Below are 13,565 nucleotides of genomic sequence, written 5' to 3'. Positions count from 1 at the left end.
TCGCGCACTCACGGACACGCGTCGCCGACCGCGCGCATGACGAGGCGCAACGCACGGCGGCCCGCAGCGCCGAGTCCGCGCTCCGTCGGACCCCCCCCGACGCCGCCGACCAAGGCGCGGGGCAACGAGACGTGCCCCGAGCATCGCAGTCTGCATCGGCGTCGGGTATGAGCGGAGAGCCGCCGGGATGGCGAAACTGGCAGACGCGGCGGGCTTAAAACCCGCGATGCAGCGATGCATGTGGGGGTTCGAGTCCCCCTCCCGGCATCGTGTCCCACGCGCCGGGAGCAAGCACACTAGATTCCCCGATGAGCAGCTTCCCGCTGAGCCGACGCGCCGTGCTGCTCCTGCACCGCGCCCCCCTCCCAGCGACGCTCCGCCGGACGGCACCATGTCCGCCGCGTCGCCTCGGGGCCGCGCGCCGAGGCTGGGAGCCCGACCCCGGCGATCGGCGGCTTACGGCTCCTCGCCGGTGGCCGCCATCAAGCCCGCCCGCTCGGACCAGCGACCCAGCTCGTCGAGGGCGGCGGCGAGCTCCTCCATGGCTTCCTTGGCGTGCTCGATGGGCATCGTCTCGAGGTGCTCGGCGGCTCGGCGGAGCTGGGCGCAGGTCTGGGCGCGGCGCGCCTGATTGTCGTGCTCCATGCGGGCACCCTAGCGTGCCGCGGAACCCGAGTAGATGAACCTTCGGTGACGGCGTCGCGGACGAGGCCGGGGACACCGCGCGCCCGGCCGTCGCACCGTCACGCGCGTGACGGTGACGGACGACCTGCCCCGCGCCGACGCGTTGCCATCCGGTGGCACCGGCGTTGCATCGCCGCAACGGCATGTGGGCCTTCGCCGACGTGTCGCCGCCCGCCGCGGAGTTCTCGCTCCATCGCGAACGCCTCGAACGCCGTCCGTGGCGGGCGGCGGCACGTGTCGCCACCACCGTCGGCCTGCTCGTCCTGCTGGGCTACTGCGTGTCCGTCGCCTGGAACGTGCTCGAGCAGCTGGCCGCCGTGCGGCTCCTCGACGTGAGCGACGCTCTCCGCGTCGTATCGGTGCGCGACGCGCTCCTCTGCCTGGTCGGCTACAAGATCGCCAAGGAGCTCCTGCGCGCCCTCCTCGCGGCACGCCCGTTCCCCCGCTGAACGGGACTGGCCAACCCGCGCGCGAAGTGCTCTGCTCGCGCGCATGAGCCTGCGCGCGAAGCACTGCGTGTCCTGCGAGGGCGGCGTCCCGAAGCTCGACGCGGACGACGTCGCCCGCCTCGCCGGCGAGATCCCCGACTGGGTCGTCCGCGACGCGAAGCTGCACCGCACCTTCGCCTTTCGCGACTTCGCCACCGCGATGCGCTTCGTGAACCGCATGGCCGACCTCGCCGAAGCCGAAGGCCATCACCCGGATTTCACCGTCCACTACCGCGAGGTCCAGGTCACCATCTGGACGCACACGATCGGCGGTCTCTCCGAGAACGATTTCATCCTCGCCGCTAGGATCGACGCCCTGGAGACGGCGTGATGCTGCGCGAGGTGGTGCCGGGCATTCTCGGCTGGAGCGTCTTCTCGGAGCCGCACGGCTACGACTGGAACGGCTGGCTCGTGCAGGACGCGGGCGGCAGCCTCTGCATCGATCCCGTCGATCCTGGCGCCGAGGGGCTGGAGCAGCTCGCCGAGCTGGGCGTCGCCCGCATCCTGCTCACGAACCGTAACCACAGCCGTGCGGCGGCGCGCGTGAAGGAGCGCACCGGCGCGTCGATCGCGATCCACGACGGCGACGCCGCATACGCGCGCGACCAGGGGACGCCGGTCGACGCGACGCTGCTGCCCGGCGAGCAGCTCGGGCCGCTCGTCGTCACGCCGGTGCCGGGAAAATCGCCGGGCGAGGTGGCGTTCCATTGGCCGGCGCGGCGGCTACTGATCGTCGGCGACGCCGTCGTCGGCAAGCCGCCGGGGCAGCTCGCGCTCCTGCGCGAGAAGGTGCTCGACGATCCCGCCCGCCTGCGCGCCAGCGTACGCGCCCTGCTCGAGCTGGACCTCGACGTGCTGCTCCTCGGCGACGGGGCGCCGATCCTGTCGAACGCGAACGCGCGGCTGCGGGAGCTGGTCGCCGGCTTCCCGGCCTGACGCCGATCAGGCCGGGCGACTCGGCAGAGGAGAGGAAGTGGAGAGGCGGCGACCGGATTCGAACCGGTGAATGGAGGTTTTGCAGACCTCTCCCTTAGCCACTTGGGTACGCCGCCCTGCCTCGAACGATTACGCGCCTGGTCTCCGGGTGTCCAGCAGTCGATCAGCTCTGCGTGCCGGTTCCGGGCACGCCGCCGGCGGTCGCGTCGCCGGGCTGCTCGAGCTTCTTCTTCTCTTCCTTCTTCTGCCGTTTCTCCAGCGCCTTCATGCGGCGCTCGGCCTCGCGGCGCTCTCGGACGTTGCTCTTGAAGGCCCGTCCTCCAGCCATGGCGTCACCTCCGGCGCGGAAGGAAGCCGACCCTAGCGGCGCCCCCCGGGGAGGTCAAGGCACGACAGCGGTGCGTCGGCGTCGCGGCATCGCCGTCCTCGTCGTCGCCCGGCACGAACTCGAACTGGCCGGTGAAGCGGTTGACCACGAAGTCGTGCCCCGCCGCGTAGAAGCCGCCGTGCGCGAGCGCAGCCAGCACGAGGAACACGCCGAGGACGAAGGCGGCGCGCACGCTCATGCCGCGCTCGCTCTCGGCGCCGCGAGCTCGCCGCCGCCGCGGCCACGCACGTCGGCGACGATCATGGCGGGCTGCGAGCGCGCGACGATCCGGTGCACGGGCGCACAGTAGAGGACGGCTTCCGTGGGCGTCAACGCGTGCTAGGGTCCGACGTGATGTCGTCGGCGAGCGGGCGGCCGCGGGTCGTGGTCCTCGGGGCGGGCTTCGCCGGCCTGCGCGCGGTCCGCCAGCTCGCAGGCGGCCCGGCCGACGTCGTCTGGCTCGACGCGCGCAACTATCACACGTTCCTGCCGCTCCTCTATCAGGTCGCGACCGCGGGGCTCGAGCCGCAGGCCATCGTCTATCCGACGCGCAGCTTTCTGCGCCGTCTGCCCGGCGTCCAATTCCGCATGGCGCGCATCGCAGGCGGCGACCCCGAGCGCCGCGTGCTCCGCACCGACGCGGGCGAAGAGATCGGCTACGACTGGCTGATCGTCGCCACCGGCGGGGCTGCGGAGGACTTCGGCATCCCGGGCGTGCGCGAGCATGCCTGCGCGCTCTACGATGTCGACGACGCGCGCCTGCTGCGCAACCGCGTGCTGACGCAGCTCGAGTACGCGGCCGTCGAGCCCGACGGCCCGGACCGCAGCGGGCGGCTGACGTTCGTCATCGTCGGCGCCGGGCCGACCGGCGTCGAGACCGCCGGCGCGCTCGCGGAGCTGCGCCGTCACGTGGTGCCGTCGGACTATCCGTCGATCCCGCCGGCGGCGCTGCGCATCGTGCTGCTGGAGGCCGCGGGCGACGTCCTGCTCGCCTTCGACGAGCGCCTGCGCGCGCGTGCCCGCCGCGACCTCGCCGGCTTCGGCGTCGAAGTGCGGCTCGACACCCGCGTCGATGCCGTGAGCCCGGAGGGCGTCCACCTCGCCGGCGGCGAGACGATCGCGGCACGTACCGTCGTCTGGGCGGCCGGCATCCGCGCCGGCGGCATCACCGCAGGGCTCGGGCTCCCCACCGGCCGCAGCGGCCGGCTGCGCACCACGCCCGCCCTGCAGTCCCTCGGGAGCGCGGCCGTCTTCGTCGCGGGCGACGTCGCGCTCGTCGACGGCGCGGAGCGCCTGCCGCAGGTCGCGCAGGTCGCCATGCAGGGCGGCACGCACGCCGCGCGCAACGTCCTGCGGGCGATCGCCGGCCAGCCGCTCGAGGCCTTCGTCTACGACGACAAGGGCGCCATGGCGACGATCGGCCGCAGCCGTGCCGTCGCCGAGATCGGTCGCGTGAAGCTCACCGGCCCGCTCGCGTGGTGGGCGTGGCTCGTCCTCCACGTCGTCATGCTGATCGGGTTCCGCAATCGCGCCGTGGTGCTGGTCAACTGGGCCTGGAACTACCTCACGTACGACCGCGGCCTGCGCGCGATCCTCGGCGCGTCGACGCGCGCGGAGGCGCGCCGCGACGATCGCAGCACCGGCCGCGCGGCCTGAGAGCCGGCGTCGCGGCCCGCTCGCGCCACGCGCGGCCCCGAATGCAGCACGGGCCCGGCGCGCTGGAGGCACGCCGAGCCCGTGGGCGTTGCTGCGGAGTTGCGGGGGGTGGATTTGAACCACCGACCTCGAGGTTATGAGCCTCGCGAGCTGCCTGACTGCTCCACCCCGCGACGGTGGGGTTATCCGGGGCAGTAGGGGTTGTCAAGGCGAGGCGGCCCAACGCGGGCCGTTTGCGCGTGCCACGCGCGACACACCCGCGTGCCACGCGTGTGCCGCGCCGCGTGCCGGATTGGCACACGCCGATGAGCGGCGCCCGAGAACGCTCGACGATTGCGTGCGCCGCGCCGCGGTCCGGTTCGTGCAGTCGTGTGCACGCATCCCCGTCCGCGACCCTCGCTGCATCGAGGACCGACATGACAGAAAGCAGAGCCCCCCGCACAGCGTGCGGCGCACGCCGACGCGCGCCGCGCCCGGAGCCCGCGCGATGAGCCTGCGCCGCGTGGTGCCGGCGAGCGGGCGCACCATCCTGGTCGTCGACGACCAGCACGACACGCTCTCGTCGGTGCGCATGCTGCTCGAGCGCGAGGGACATCGCGTGCTGACGGCGTCGCGTGGCGAGGAGGCTCTGGAGCTCCTCGCGCGCGAGACGGTGCAGCTGCTGCTCGTCGACTGGGTGATGCCGGAGATGAGCGGCGAGCAGGTGATCGCGCAGGCCCGCGCGCGCGACACCCTGCTCCAGATCGTTCTCCAGACCGGCTACGCCGGCGCGACGCCGCCGCGCGAGCTGCTGCGCAGCCTCGCGATCCAGGGCTACCACGACAAGAGCGAGGATCCCGAACGCCTCCTGCTCTGGGTCGACGTCGCGCTCAAGGCATGGGACCAGCTCTCGTCCCTGCACGGGGCCGAGCGCGTCAAGACCGAGCTGCTCGCCAACGTCTCGCACGAGTTCCGCACGCCGCTCAACATCATCGTCGGCTATCTCGATCTGCTGCGCGAGGGGACGTTCGGCTCCTGTGCACCGGAGGCCAGCGGCGTCCTCGAGAAGGTGCGCGGCAACGCGGGGCATCTGCTCGACCTCGTCGAAGAGTTCCTCGACCTCTCGCAGCTCGAGGCCGGCGCGCTGCGTCTGCGCAACGAGGCGATCGATCTCCTGCCGCTCCTGCGCGAGCTGGGCGAAGCGTTCGCCCTGCTCGTGCGCGCGAAGCCGGTCGCCTTCGTGGCCGACCTGCCGCCGACGCTCCCGCTCGTCGAGGTCGACGGCGCGAAGCTCAAGGTCGTGGTGCAGAATCTGCTCGCCAACGCCGCCAAGTTCACCGACGCGGGGGAGATCCGGCTGAGCGCCGGGCTGGCGGGTGGCACCGTGTGGATGACCGTCGCCGACACCGGCCCGGGTATCCCGCCCGAGGCGCAGGAGCGCATCTTCGATGCCTTCCATCAGCTGCAGCCCCACGATGGCGAGCGCAAGGGGATCGGCCTCGGCCTCGCCCTCGCCCGTCGCTTCGCGCGCCTGATGCGCGGCGACCTCGACGTGGAGAGCCGGCCCGGCACCGGCGCCCGGTTCCGCGTCACCCTGCCCGCGGCGCGCGCCGCGGCGAGCCGGGCCGCCTGACGCGGCCCGATCCCGTCCCGTCCACGTCCCGTCCATGAAGAGGAGCACACGGATGCGCACCACGACCGTCGCGATCGGATTGCTGGCCATCGGCATGGCCCTCACGGCTGCCCCCGCCCACGCCGGCTGCGGCTGCGACAAACCCCCCCCACCACGGGCAAGCGTACGGCCCTTCGTCGCCTCGGGTGACCAGACCGTCACCGTGTTCGACAACACCCTCGACGACGGCAAGCGATACGACGTCTTCTTCGAGACCGGCGGCGCCGGCACCGGTGTCGGCGCCTGGAGCCAGGGCAAGGCTCGCCGCAAGCGGGACATCGCCGACGGCCAGAACCGCGTGCACCTGCGCGTGCGCGTGCCCGAGGTCGCGCTCGGGCCGACGCGGATCAACGTCTACCGCAACAACAGCCTGGTGTTCGCCGTGAGCCACCAGCTGTTCACGGTCGCCCCTAGGCCCCTCACGCTCGACACCGCCGGGTCGGTGGTGCGCCCTGCCTATCGGGCCGCCGTCGGCTTCGACGGCACCATCTACATCCCGGTCGACGTCAGCCGCATCTCGCGTGCCACCCGCTTCTGGGGAACCGCGCTGGATCTGCCGATACAGTTCCAGGCGTCGAACGTGGCCATGTACAATCCCCAGGGCTATCTGATGCAGCTGCTCGACCCGTCGGTCCCGGGCCTCTTCGAGCTCTATGCGGGCGACCAGTCGACGAGCACCACGCTGGCCTACTGGCGTCACGAATTCGTCACCTGGAAGACCGAGCACTTCCGCAGCGAGCACTTCCTCGTCGACGACGCCGACGGCGAGTGGCACGTCACCGGGACCCGGCACGTCGACCACGACGTGATCGTCGTCGCCGTGCGCGGGCAGCTGGCCAACGGCCTCACCTTGCCCCCGGGCGCGACCCCGCCCTTCCAGCTGGTCGTCACCGCCGAGCCCGAGGGAACGCCCGGCAGCTGACGCATGGTGCGCCGAGTCCTCGCGGTCCTCGCCGGGGCCGGCTGCTATGCGGCGGCACTGCCGCCCTTCGATCACCCGATCGCGGGCTGGCTGACGCTCGTCCCGCTGCTCCTCGTCGTGCGCCGGCGGCGGCCGCTCGCGGCGGGGGGCTTCGGGGCGCTGTACGGCTTCGCGTGCGGGTGGGCCGTCACCTGGTGGCTGACGGGGGCGGTCGCGAGCTACTTCGCGGCCGGCATCGTCGCCGGGGCCGTCGCGATGTCGGCGGCCTACCTCGTGGCCATCGGCGCCACCTTCGGCGCCTTCGCCGCGGGCGCCGCGGTGCTCATGCGCCACGGCGGCGGCTTTCCCACCCAGATCGCGATCGCCGCACTGTGGGTCGCGTGCGAGCTGGTGCGCGGTCGCGTCTTCGGCCAGCCGTGGGCGCTGCTCGGCTACACCCAGCACGACGTCACGCCGCTCCTCCAGCTGACGGCGGCGACCGGCATCTACGGGCTGTCGTTCGTGGTCGCGCTCGGCAGCGTCGGGATCGCCGACGCGCTCGCGGCCCTGCGCGGCCCGGGCCGGCGCGCCGCCCTGCGCCGGCTCGCCGGACCGGCCGCGGTCGTGATCGGCGTCGCGCTCGCGGGCGAGATCCGCGTCGCGCGCGGGCTCGCCCCGGCTGCGGGCGCGCGCGCGGTCGTCGTCGTGCAGAGCAACGTGCCCCCGGCGTTCCACTGGACGCGCGCCTTCGCCGAGGCGCAGTTCCTCGCCAACGTCCGCCTCACCGAGACGATCGCGCAGGCGACGCGTCCCGCGCTGGTCGTGTGGCCGGAGAACGCCGTCACGCTCTACCTCGAGCACGAGCCGTTCGTCGCGCGGACGCTCGCGCGGCTCGCCGCCCGCCTCGACGCGGATCTCCTCATCGGCGGTCCGCGCTGGGCCGCCGGGCGCACCTACAACAGCGTCCGGCTCGTCCGGCCCGACGGCACCGCCGGCGGCCACTACGACAAGCGGCGGCTCGTTCCCTTTGCCGAGAGCCCGCCGCTCGCCGTGCCGTCCGAGGCCGGACCCCTGGAATCGCCGCGGGCGTTCTCGCCCGGCACCGATCCCGGGCTGCTCGCCGGCTTCACGCGCCTCGGGGTGTCGATCTGCCACGAGCTGCTCTACCCGGACGTCGTCCACGACGCCGTCGCCGCCGGTGCCACGGTGCTCGTCAACGTCGCCAACGACGGCTGGCTCGACGCCGGCCACGGGATCGGCAGCCGGCAGCACTTCGCGATGGCGAAGGTGCGCGCGGTCGAGGCTCAGCGCTTCCTCGTCCGCGCGGCCACGACCGGCGTCTCGGCGGTCGTCGATCCGTTCGGGCGCACGGTGACGGCGGCGCCGACGGGCCTCGCCACGATCGCCAGCGCGCAGGTCGTCCCGGAGACGGCGCTGACGCCGTACGTACGGTTCGGGGACTGGTTCGCCTTCGCCTGCCTCGCCTGGGCGCTGGTGGCGTTGGCACGAGCGCTCGGCGCACCCGCCGCGGCCGACCGGGTGCGGCAGCCGGAGCCGGTGCCGGTGTAGGCCGCCGCGCCTTGCGCCCCTCCCGCGGCTCGCATACCACCGGCCGCGGACGATGAGCGGGGAGGCGGGAAGCCGCGCACAGCTGGCGAGGCGGGCCGGCGTCGTGAGCGCGGCGGTGCTCTCGAGCCGCGTCCTCGGCCTGGTGCGCGAGCAGGTGTTCGCGGTCGCCTTCGGCGCGGGCCGCTCCCTCGACGCGTTCGTCACCGCCTTCCGCATCCCGAACCTCCTGCGCGACCTCTTCGCGGAGGGCGCCCTCTCCGCCGCCTTCGTGACCACGTTCAGCCAGACGCTCGAGCGTGACGGCGAGCGCGCCGCGTGGCGGCTCGCGAGCCTCGTCCTCAACGTGCTCGCGATCGTGGTCGGGGCGCTCTGCCTGCTCGGCATCTGGGCGGCGCCGGCGCTGTCGCACGCCATGGCACCGGGGTTCGCGGCGGTGCCGGGCAAGCTCGAGCTCACCGTCTCGCTGACGCGCATCATGTTCCCGTTCCTGCTGCTCGTGGCGCTGGCGGCGGTGGTCATGGGCATCCTCAACACGCGCAACCACTTCGGCGTCCCGGCGTCGGCGTCGACGTTCTTCAACCTCGGCTCGGTCGTGGGTGGGCTCGCCTGCGTGCACTGGATGGCGCCCGGCTACCTCGGGGCGGTGTGGGCGGAGCTGCGCGGCGGCGCCGTCGCCGCGTTCGATCCCGATCTGGCGGCACGGGCGATCACCGGCATGGCGATCGGGACCATGATCGGCGGGGTGCTCCAGCTGGCCGTGCAGCTGCCGTCGCTGTTCGCCGTCGGCTTCCGCTGGCGTCCCGTGCTGGCGTGGCGCGACCCGGCGCTGCGCCAGGTGTTGGCGCTGATGGCGCCGGCGACGATCGGCGCCGCGGCCGTGCAGGTGAACGTCTTCGTCAACAACAACTTCGCCTCCTACCTCGGGGACGGCGCGGTCTCCTGGCTCAACGTCGCCTTTCGCTTCATGCAGCTGCCGATCGGGCTCTTCGGCGTCGCCATCGGGACGGTGACGTTGCCGCTCGTCTCACGCCACGCGGCGCGCGGCGACCACGCGGCGATGCGCACCTCGCTGCGCCAGGCGCTCGAGATGACGGTGCTCCTGTGCCTGCCTGCGGCCGTCGGGCTGGCGGTGTTCGGCGAGCCCATCATCGGTCTCATCTACGAGCACGGCCGCTTCGATGCCCACGACACCACCCACGCGGCACAGGCGCTCGCCGGGTATGCGATCGGGCTCGCCGGCTACGCCGGCATCAAGGTCGTCGCGCCGGCTTTCTACGCGCTCGACGATGCGCGCACGCCGGCGCGCGTGAGCCTGCTGTCGATCGCGACGAACCTCGGCCTCAACTGGCTGTTCGTGCGCGTCCTCGGCTGGGGGACGGTCGGGCTCGCGCTGTCGACTTCCGCGGTGGCGATCGGCAACTGCGCCGTCCTGCTCTGGGTGCTGCGGCGGCGCATCGGCTCCCTGGGAGCGGGGCTCGGCACGGCGGTCGGACGCATCGCGCTCGCCGCCGCGGTCATGACCGCGGTTTCGGTCCTGCTCGACGCGGTGTGCGCCCCGTACTGGCCCGCGGCCGGGACGGCGCGCCACGCCGCCCGCGTGGCGGTGGCGATTCCGGTGTCCGTGGGGGCGTTCTGGGTCGCGTGCCGGGTGCTCGGGGTGCCGGTGCCCCGGCTGCGCCGCCGCCGCGCGGCGGCGTGAGCTTCACCGCCGCATAGAGCTGCGCCAGCTCGCGGCCGGTGATCTCCCGCCACGCGCCCCGCGGCAGCTCGCCGAGCGTCAGCGGCCCGAGCCCCACGCGCACGAGCTTGTCGACCTTCAGGCCGTGGGCGGCGCACAGGCGGCGCACGAGGTGCTGGCGGCCCTCGGTGACGGCGACCTCGAGCCAGGTCTTCGTCGGCAGCGCCGAGACCCGGTCGACGCGAGTGGGCGTCACGCGCCCGTCCTCGAGGCGCGCGCCGCGGCGCAAGCGTCCGAGGAGACGCCCGTCGACGCTGCCGTCGACCTTCACCTGGTACAGGCGCTCGATGCCGCCGCGCGGGTGCAGCAGCCGCTCGGCGAGCGCCCCGTCGTTGGTGAGGAGGAGGAGGCCGGTCGACTGGAAGTCGAGCCGCCCGACCGGATAGAGGCGTCCCAGCCCGGGGGGCAGGTACTCGCGCACCGTCGGCCGGTTCTCCGGATCCGACATGGTGCTGACCACGAGGCGCGGCTTGTGCAGCATCACCGTGTGCCGCGGGCCGCCGGTGGCGATGCGCTCGCCGTCGAGCGCGACCACGTCCGTCGCTGGATCGGCGCGCACCCCCAGCTCGGTGACGACGACACCGTTGACGGTGACGCGCCCCTCGCGGATCAGCTCCTCGGCGTGCCGGCGGGACGCGAGCCCGGCGGCGCTCAGCAGCTTCTGGAGCCGCTCGCTCAGCCTGCCGCCTCGTCGCCGGGCGCCGCCGCCTCGCTCTCAGCGCTCGGCTCGACCGGCTGCACGCCGTTCGTGAAGCCGAGCGCCGCGGCGGGCGTCGGCGTCGCCTGCACGCCGCCCGGACCGATGGTGAGGTCCGGCGCCGCGAGCAGCTCCGCGCCGGTCCCCAGCTCGGCGAGCGGCGGCAGCGCGTTCAGGTCGGGCAGGCCGAAGACCTCGAGGAACTCGCGCGTGGTGGCGTAGAGCAGCGGCCGCCCCGGCGCGTCCTTGCGCCCGGTGATCTTCACCATGCGGCGCTCGAGCAGCGTGTTCAGCGTGGCGTCGGCGTCGACGCCGCGGATGGCCTCGATCTCGGGCTTGGTGCACGGCTGGCGATAGGCGACGATCGCGAGCGTCTCCAGCATGGCGCGCGACAGGCGCGGCGGACGCCCGCCGAGGAGCTTGCGCACGAGCGGACCGTGCTCCGGGGCGCTGCGCAGCTGCCAGCCGCCGGCCACGTGCACGAGGCGCAGCCCGCGCCCTTCCCGCTCGTAGCGTTCGCCGAGGCCTTTCAGCGCCGCGACCACGTCGCGGCGCGCCGGCCCGTCGAGCACCTCGACGAGGCGCGGCAGCGGCACCGGGGCGCCGGCGGCGAGCAGCAGGCTCTCGAGCAGGCTCTCCAGACGGACGAGGTCGACGGCCGGCTCGGAGTCGACGTCGATCGCGGGCGCCGCGGCGAGCGCGAGCTCGCCGGCGCCTTCCGGCCGTGCGAGGTCCGCGGCGCTGGCGACGGGGGCGAAGACGATGGCGGGGACGCCGTCGGCGGCGGGTGCGTCGCCGTCCGGCATCGTGACGTCGCCGGCGCCGTCGGCCTGGGCGACGACCTCCGACCGATCGGGGTCGACCGCGGCGACTTCGTGCGCGGCATCGGCCACCGCCTCCGGCGCGGGGACGTCCGCGCACGCTTCGGGGGCGATGCGCTCGGCGGCGACGGGCGGCTCCTCGTTCAGGATCGCGTCGCCGTAGCCGTCAGTACTGATCGCCAGGTCCCCGTCCATCCGTGTCCTCCCATCCCCGCCAGGTGTCCTGCACACCCACGTCCCGGACGAGGTCCGCCGCCTCGGAGAGGTCGGCCACCCTGAGATCGAGCTCGATCGGGCCGAAGCGCTCGTCCTGCGCGGCCCGGACCACCTTAAGCCGAATCAGCTCGAGGAGCGCAAGGAAGGTGACGATCACCTCGGTGCGATCCGTGTGGTCGGTGAAGAGCGTCCCGAACTCGATGCGGCGGCCGAGCGTGAAGCGCGCCAGGATGCGCTGCACGCACTCGCCGACGGTGATCCCGGGACGGAAGATGCGATGCGGCGCCGGCTTCTTCACGCGCGCCAGCACGCCGCGCAGCGCATCGAGCAGATCGCCGAGGCTGGCGGCGCGGACGGTGGGGCCTTCGAGCGGCACGTCCTTCGGCAGCGGCTCGCCCGGCGGCGCGAAGACGTCGCGCTCGAGCAGCGCGCGCTCGGCGAGGCGCGCGGAGGCCTCGCGGTAGCGCTGATACTCGAGCAGCTGCTGCACGAGCTGCGCGCGCGGATCCTCCTCGCCCTCCTCCTCGGCGCCCTCGGCCTCCGGCAGGAGCATGCGGCTCTTCAGGTAGGTCAGCGTCGCCGCCATGACGAGGTACTCGCCGGCGCCGTCCAGGTTGAGCTCGGGAATCTCCTCGAGCAGCGCCAGGTACTGATCGGTGATGGTCGCGATCGGGATGTCGGTGATCGCGATGTCGTTCTTCTTGATGAGGTGCAGCAGGAGGTCGAGCGGACCCTCGAAGACGGCGAGCTTGACGGTGCACGGTGCCACGGCGGTCGTCATCGTACCCCCAGTGCGTCGCGGACCTCGGCCATCGTGCGCTCCGCCTGCGCGCGCGCCACCGCGTTGCCGGCGGCGAGCGCCGCCAGAGCGTCGTCACGGCGCAGCTGCGCCCGGCGCTCGCGGAACGGCTCCAGCTCGGCGAGCACGTGCTTGATCGCCACCTTCTTGCACTCGAGACAGCCGATGCCGGCGGTGGTGCAGCCCGCGGTCGCCCAGCGCAGCTCGTCGTCGGTGCAGTAGGTACGGTGGAACGACTGGAACGCCGGGCAATCGGCCGGATCGCCCGGATCGGTGCGCCGCGCGCGGCGCGGGTCGGTCACCATGCGCGAGAGCTTCTTGTCGACGTCGGCCGCGGGCTCCGTCAGGTAGATCGCGTTGCCGTAGCTCTTGCTCATCTTGCGGCCATCGGTGCCGAGGATCTTCGGGGTGGCCGTCAGCAGGCTCTGCGGCTCGGGGAAGACCTCGCGGAAGGTGGCGTTGAAACGGCGCGCGATCTCTCGCGCCAGCTCGATGTGCGGCACCTGATCGACGCCGACCGGCACCGCGGTGGCCTTGTACATGAGCACGTCGGCGGCCTGGAGCACCGGGTAGCCGAGGAAGCCAAAGGTCGAGAGGTCGCGGTCGGTCAGCTGCTCGCGCTGCTCCTTGTAGGTGGGATTGCGCTCCAGCCACGGCACCGGTGTCAGCATGCCGAGGATCACGTAGAGCTCGGCATGCTCCTTCACCGCCGACTGCTGGAACATGGTGCAGCGCGCGGGATCGAGCCCGACCGCCAGCCAGTCGAGCACCATCTCGATGGTCGCCTCGGGGATGCCGCCGGGCTCGTCCCAGGCGGTGGTCAGCGCGTGCCAGTCGGCGACGAAGAAGTAGCAGCGCGCCTCGTCCTGGAGGCGGACCCAGTTCTCGATCGCGCCGTGGTAGTTGCCGAGGTGCAGGCGCCCGGTGGGCCGCGCGCCGCTGACGATCACCCGCTCCGCCGCCACGTCCGCTCCGCTCACGTCGCCGGCACCGGCGCCCCGTGGGTCGCGGCGCTCGTGCTGGCCTCCATCGGCGGGCGAGT

At 73.2% G+C, this 13,565-nt stretch carries 14 protein-coding genes, 3 tRNA genes and 1 pseudogene; 9 read left to right on the top strand and 9 right to left on the bottom strand.

Features of this window, described 5'->3' with window-relative positions; all coding sequences use genetic code 11:
* Nucleotides 1-181 precede the first annotated feature (181 nt).
* Nucleotides 182-267 (top strand) — tRNA-Leu (locus KIT14_14545).
* A gap of 189 nt (nt 268-456) precedes the next feature.
* Here KIT14_14545 and KIT14_14540 read toward each other — a convergent pair.
* On the bottom strand, nt 457-645 hold the full coding sequence (locus tag KIT14_14540) for a hypothetical protein (GenBank protein MCW5891748.1): 189 nt from the start codon (nt 643-645) through the stop codon (nt 457-459).
* Nucleotides 646-827: 182 nt separating this feature from the next.
* Between KIT14_14540 and KIT14_14535 the strand changes: the two genes are divergently transcribed.
* Genes KIT14_14535 through KIT14_14525 form a run of 3 tightly spaced genes read left to right on the top strand, consistent with a single transcriptional unit; the run spans nt 828 to nt 2,108 of the window.
* The gene (locus KIT14_14535; GenBank protein MCW5891747.1) at nt 828-1,133 is read left to right on the top strand and encodes a hypothetical protein; all 306 of its coding nucleotides are present in this window, start codon (nt 828-830) and stop codon (nt 1,131-1,133) included.
* A 43-nt stretch (nt 1,134-1,176) separates the two neighbouring features.
* Entirely contained in the window at nt 1,177-1,503 is a 327-nt protein-coding gene (locus KIT14_14530; protein MCW5891746.1) for a 4a-hydroxytetrahydrobiopterin dehydratase, read from the top strand.
* Entirely contained in the window at nt 1,500-2,108 is a 609-nt protein-coding gene (locus KIT14_14525; protein MCW5891745.1) for an MBL fold metallo-hydrolase, read from the top strand. Before KIT14_14530 ends, KIT14_14525 begins: the two co-directional genes overlap by 4 nt.
* Before the next feature lie 43 nt (nt 2,109-2,151).
* Here the strand turns inward: KIT14_14525 and KIT14_14520 are convergent.
* The 3 genes from KIT14_14520 to KIT14_14510 all read right to left on the bottom strand — a co-directional run bounded on the left by KIT14_14520 (nt 2,152) and on the right by KIT14_14510 (nt 2,674).
* Nucleotides 2,152-2,224 (bottom strand) — tRNA-Cys (locus KIT14_14520).
* Nucleotides 2,225-2,271: 47 nt separating this feature from the next.
* Nucleotides 2,272-2,436, bottom strand: a complete 165-nt coding sequence (locus tag KIT14_14515) for a hypothetical protein (GenBank protein ID MCW5891744.1) — start codon at nt 2,434-2,436, stop codon at nt 2,272-2,274.
* Between the two features lie 4 nt (nt 2,437-2,440).
* Nucleotides 2,441-2,674 (bottom strand): hypothetical protein, encoded by a 234-nt coding sequence (locus KIT14_14510; GenBank protein MCW5891743.1) that lies wholly within the window; start codon nt 2,672-2,674, stop codon nt 2,441-2,443.
* Between the two features lie 137 nt (nt 2,675-2,811).
* Here KIT14_14510 and KIT14_14505 point away from each other — a divergent pair, with 137 nt between their 5' ends.
* Nucleotides 2,812-4,131 (top strand): NAD(P)/FAD-dependent oxidoreductase, encoded by a 1,320-nt coding sequence (locus KIT14_14505; GenBank protein MCW5891742.1) that lies wholly within the window; start codon nt 2,812-2,814, stop codon nt 4,129-4,131.
* A 99-nt stretch (nt 4,132-4,230) separates the two neighbouring features.
* Here KIT14_14505 and KIT14_14500 read toward each other — a convergent pair.
* Nucleotides 4,231-4,304 (bottom strand) — tRNA-Met (locus KIT14_14500).
* 314 nt (nt 4,305-4,618) lie between these two features.
* Here KIT14_14500 and KIT14_14495 point away from each other — a divergent pair.
* Genes KIT14_14495 through murJ form a run of 4 tightly spaced genes read left to right on the top strand, consistent with a single transcriptional unit; the run spans nt 4,619 to nt 9,951 of the window.
* A complete protein-coding gene (locus KIT14_14495; protein MCW5891741.1) occupies nt 4,619-5,743 on the top strand; it encodes a hybrid sensor histidine kinase/response regulator in 1,125 nt (374 codons plus the stop codon).
* A 52-nt stretch (nt 5,744-5,795) separates the two neighbouring features.
* On the top strand, nt 5,796-6,704 hold the full coding sequence (locus KIT14_14490; protein MCW5891740.1) for a hypothetical protein: 909 nt from the start codon (nt 5,796-5,798) through the stop codon (nt 6,702-6,704).
* A 3-nt stretch (nt 6,705-6,707) separates the two neighbouring features.
* Complete coding sequence (gene lnt / locus KIT14_14485; protein ID MCW5891739.1) at nt 6,708-8,252, top strand: apolipoprotein N-acyltransferase; 1,545 nt, start codon at nt 6,708-6,710, stop codon at nt 8,250-8,252.
* 52 nt (nt 8,253-8,304) lie between these two features.
* Entirely contained in the window at nt 8,305-9,951 is a 1,647-nt protein-coding gene (gene murJ, locus KIT14_14480; GenBank protein MCW5891738.1) for a murein biosynthesis integral membrane protein MurJ, read from the top strand.
* Between the two features lie 583 nt (nt 9,952-10,534).
* Here murJ and KIT14_14475 read toward each other — a convergent pair.
* The 4 genes and pseudogenes from KIT14_14475 to trpS form a co-directional block, all read right to left on the bottom strand.
* Nucleotides 10,535-10,669 (bottom strand): annotated as a pseudogene (locus KIT14_14475) (pseudouridine synthase).
* Nucleotides 10,666-11,493 carry an SMC-Scp complex subunit ScpB gene (scpB, locus tag KIT14_14470; protein MCW5891737.1) on the bottom strand — a complete coding sequence of 276 codons (828 nt, stop codon included), beginning with the start codon at nt 11,491-11,493 and terminating at the stop codon, nt 10,666-10,668. Before scpB ends, KIT14_14475 begins: the two are co-directional and overlap by 4 nt.
* A gap of 181 nt (nt 11,494-11,674) precedes the next feature.
* On the bottom strand, nt 11,675-12,505 hold the full coding sequence (locus tag KIT14_14465; GenBank protein MCW5891736.1) for a segregation/condensation protein A: 831 nt from the start codon (nt 12,503-12,505) through the stop codon (nt 11,675-11,677).
* Nucleotides 12,502-13,488: a tryptophan--tRNA ligase gene (gene trpS / locus KIT14_14460; GenBank protein ID MCW5891735.1), complete on the bottom strand. Its 987-nt coding sequence runs from the start codon at nt 13,486-13,488 to the stop codon at nt 12,502-12,504. Before trpS ends, KIT14_14465 begins: the two co-directional genes overlap by 4 nt.
* Nucleotides 13,489-13,565: the final 77 nt, after the last annotated feature.

It is taken from the genome of bacterium (assembly GCA_026129405.1).
Lineage (GTDB): Bacteria > Desulfobacterota > Binatia > DP-6 > DP-6 > JAHCID01.
Note: the sequence above shows the minus strand (reverse complement) of the source record. Positions and strands in the feature narration are given on the sequence as shown.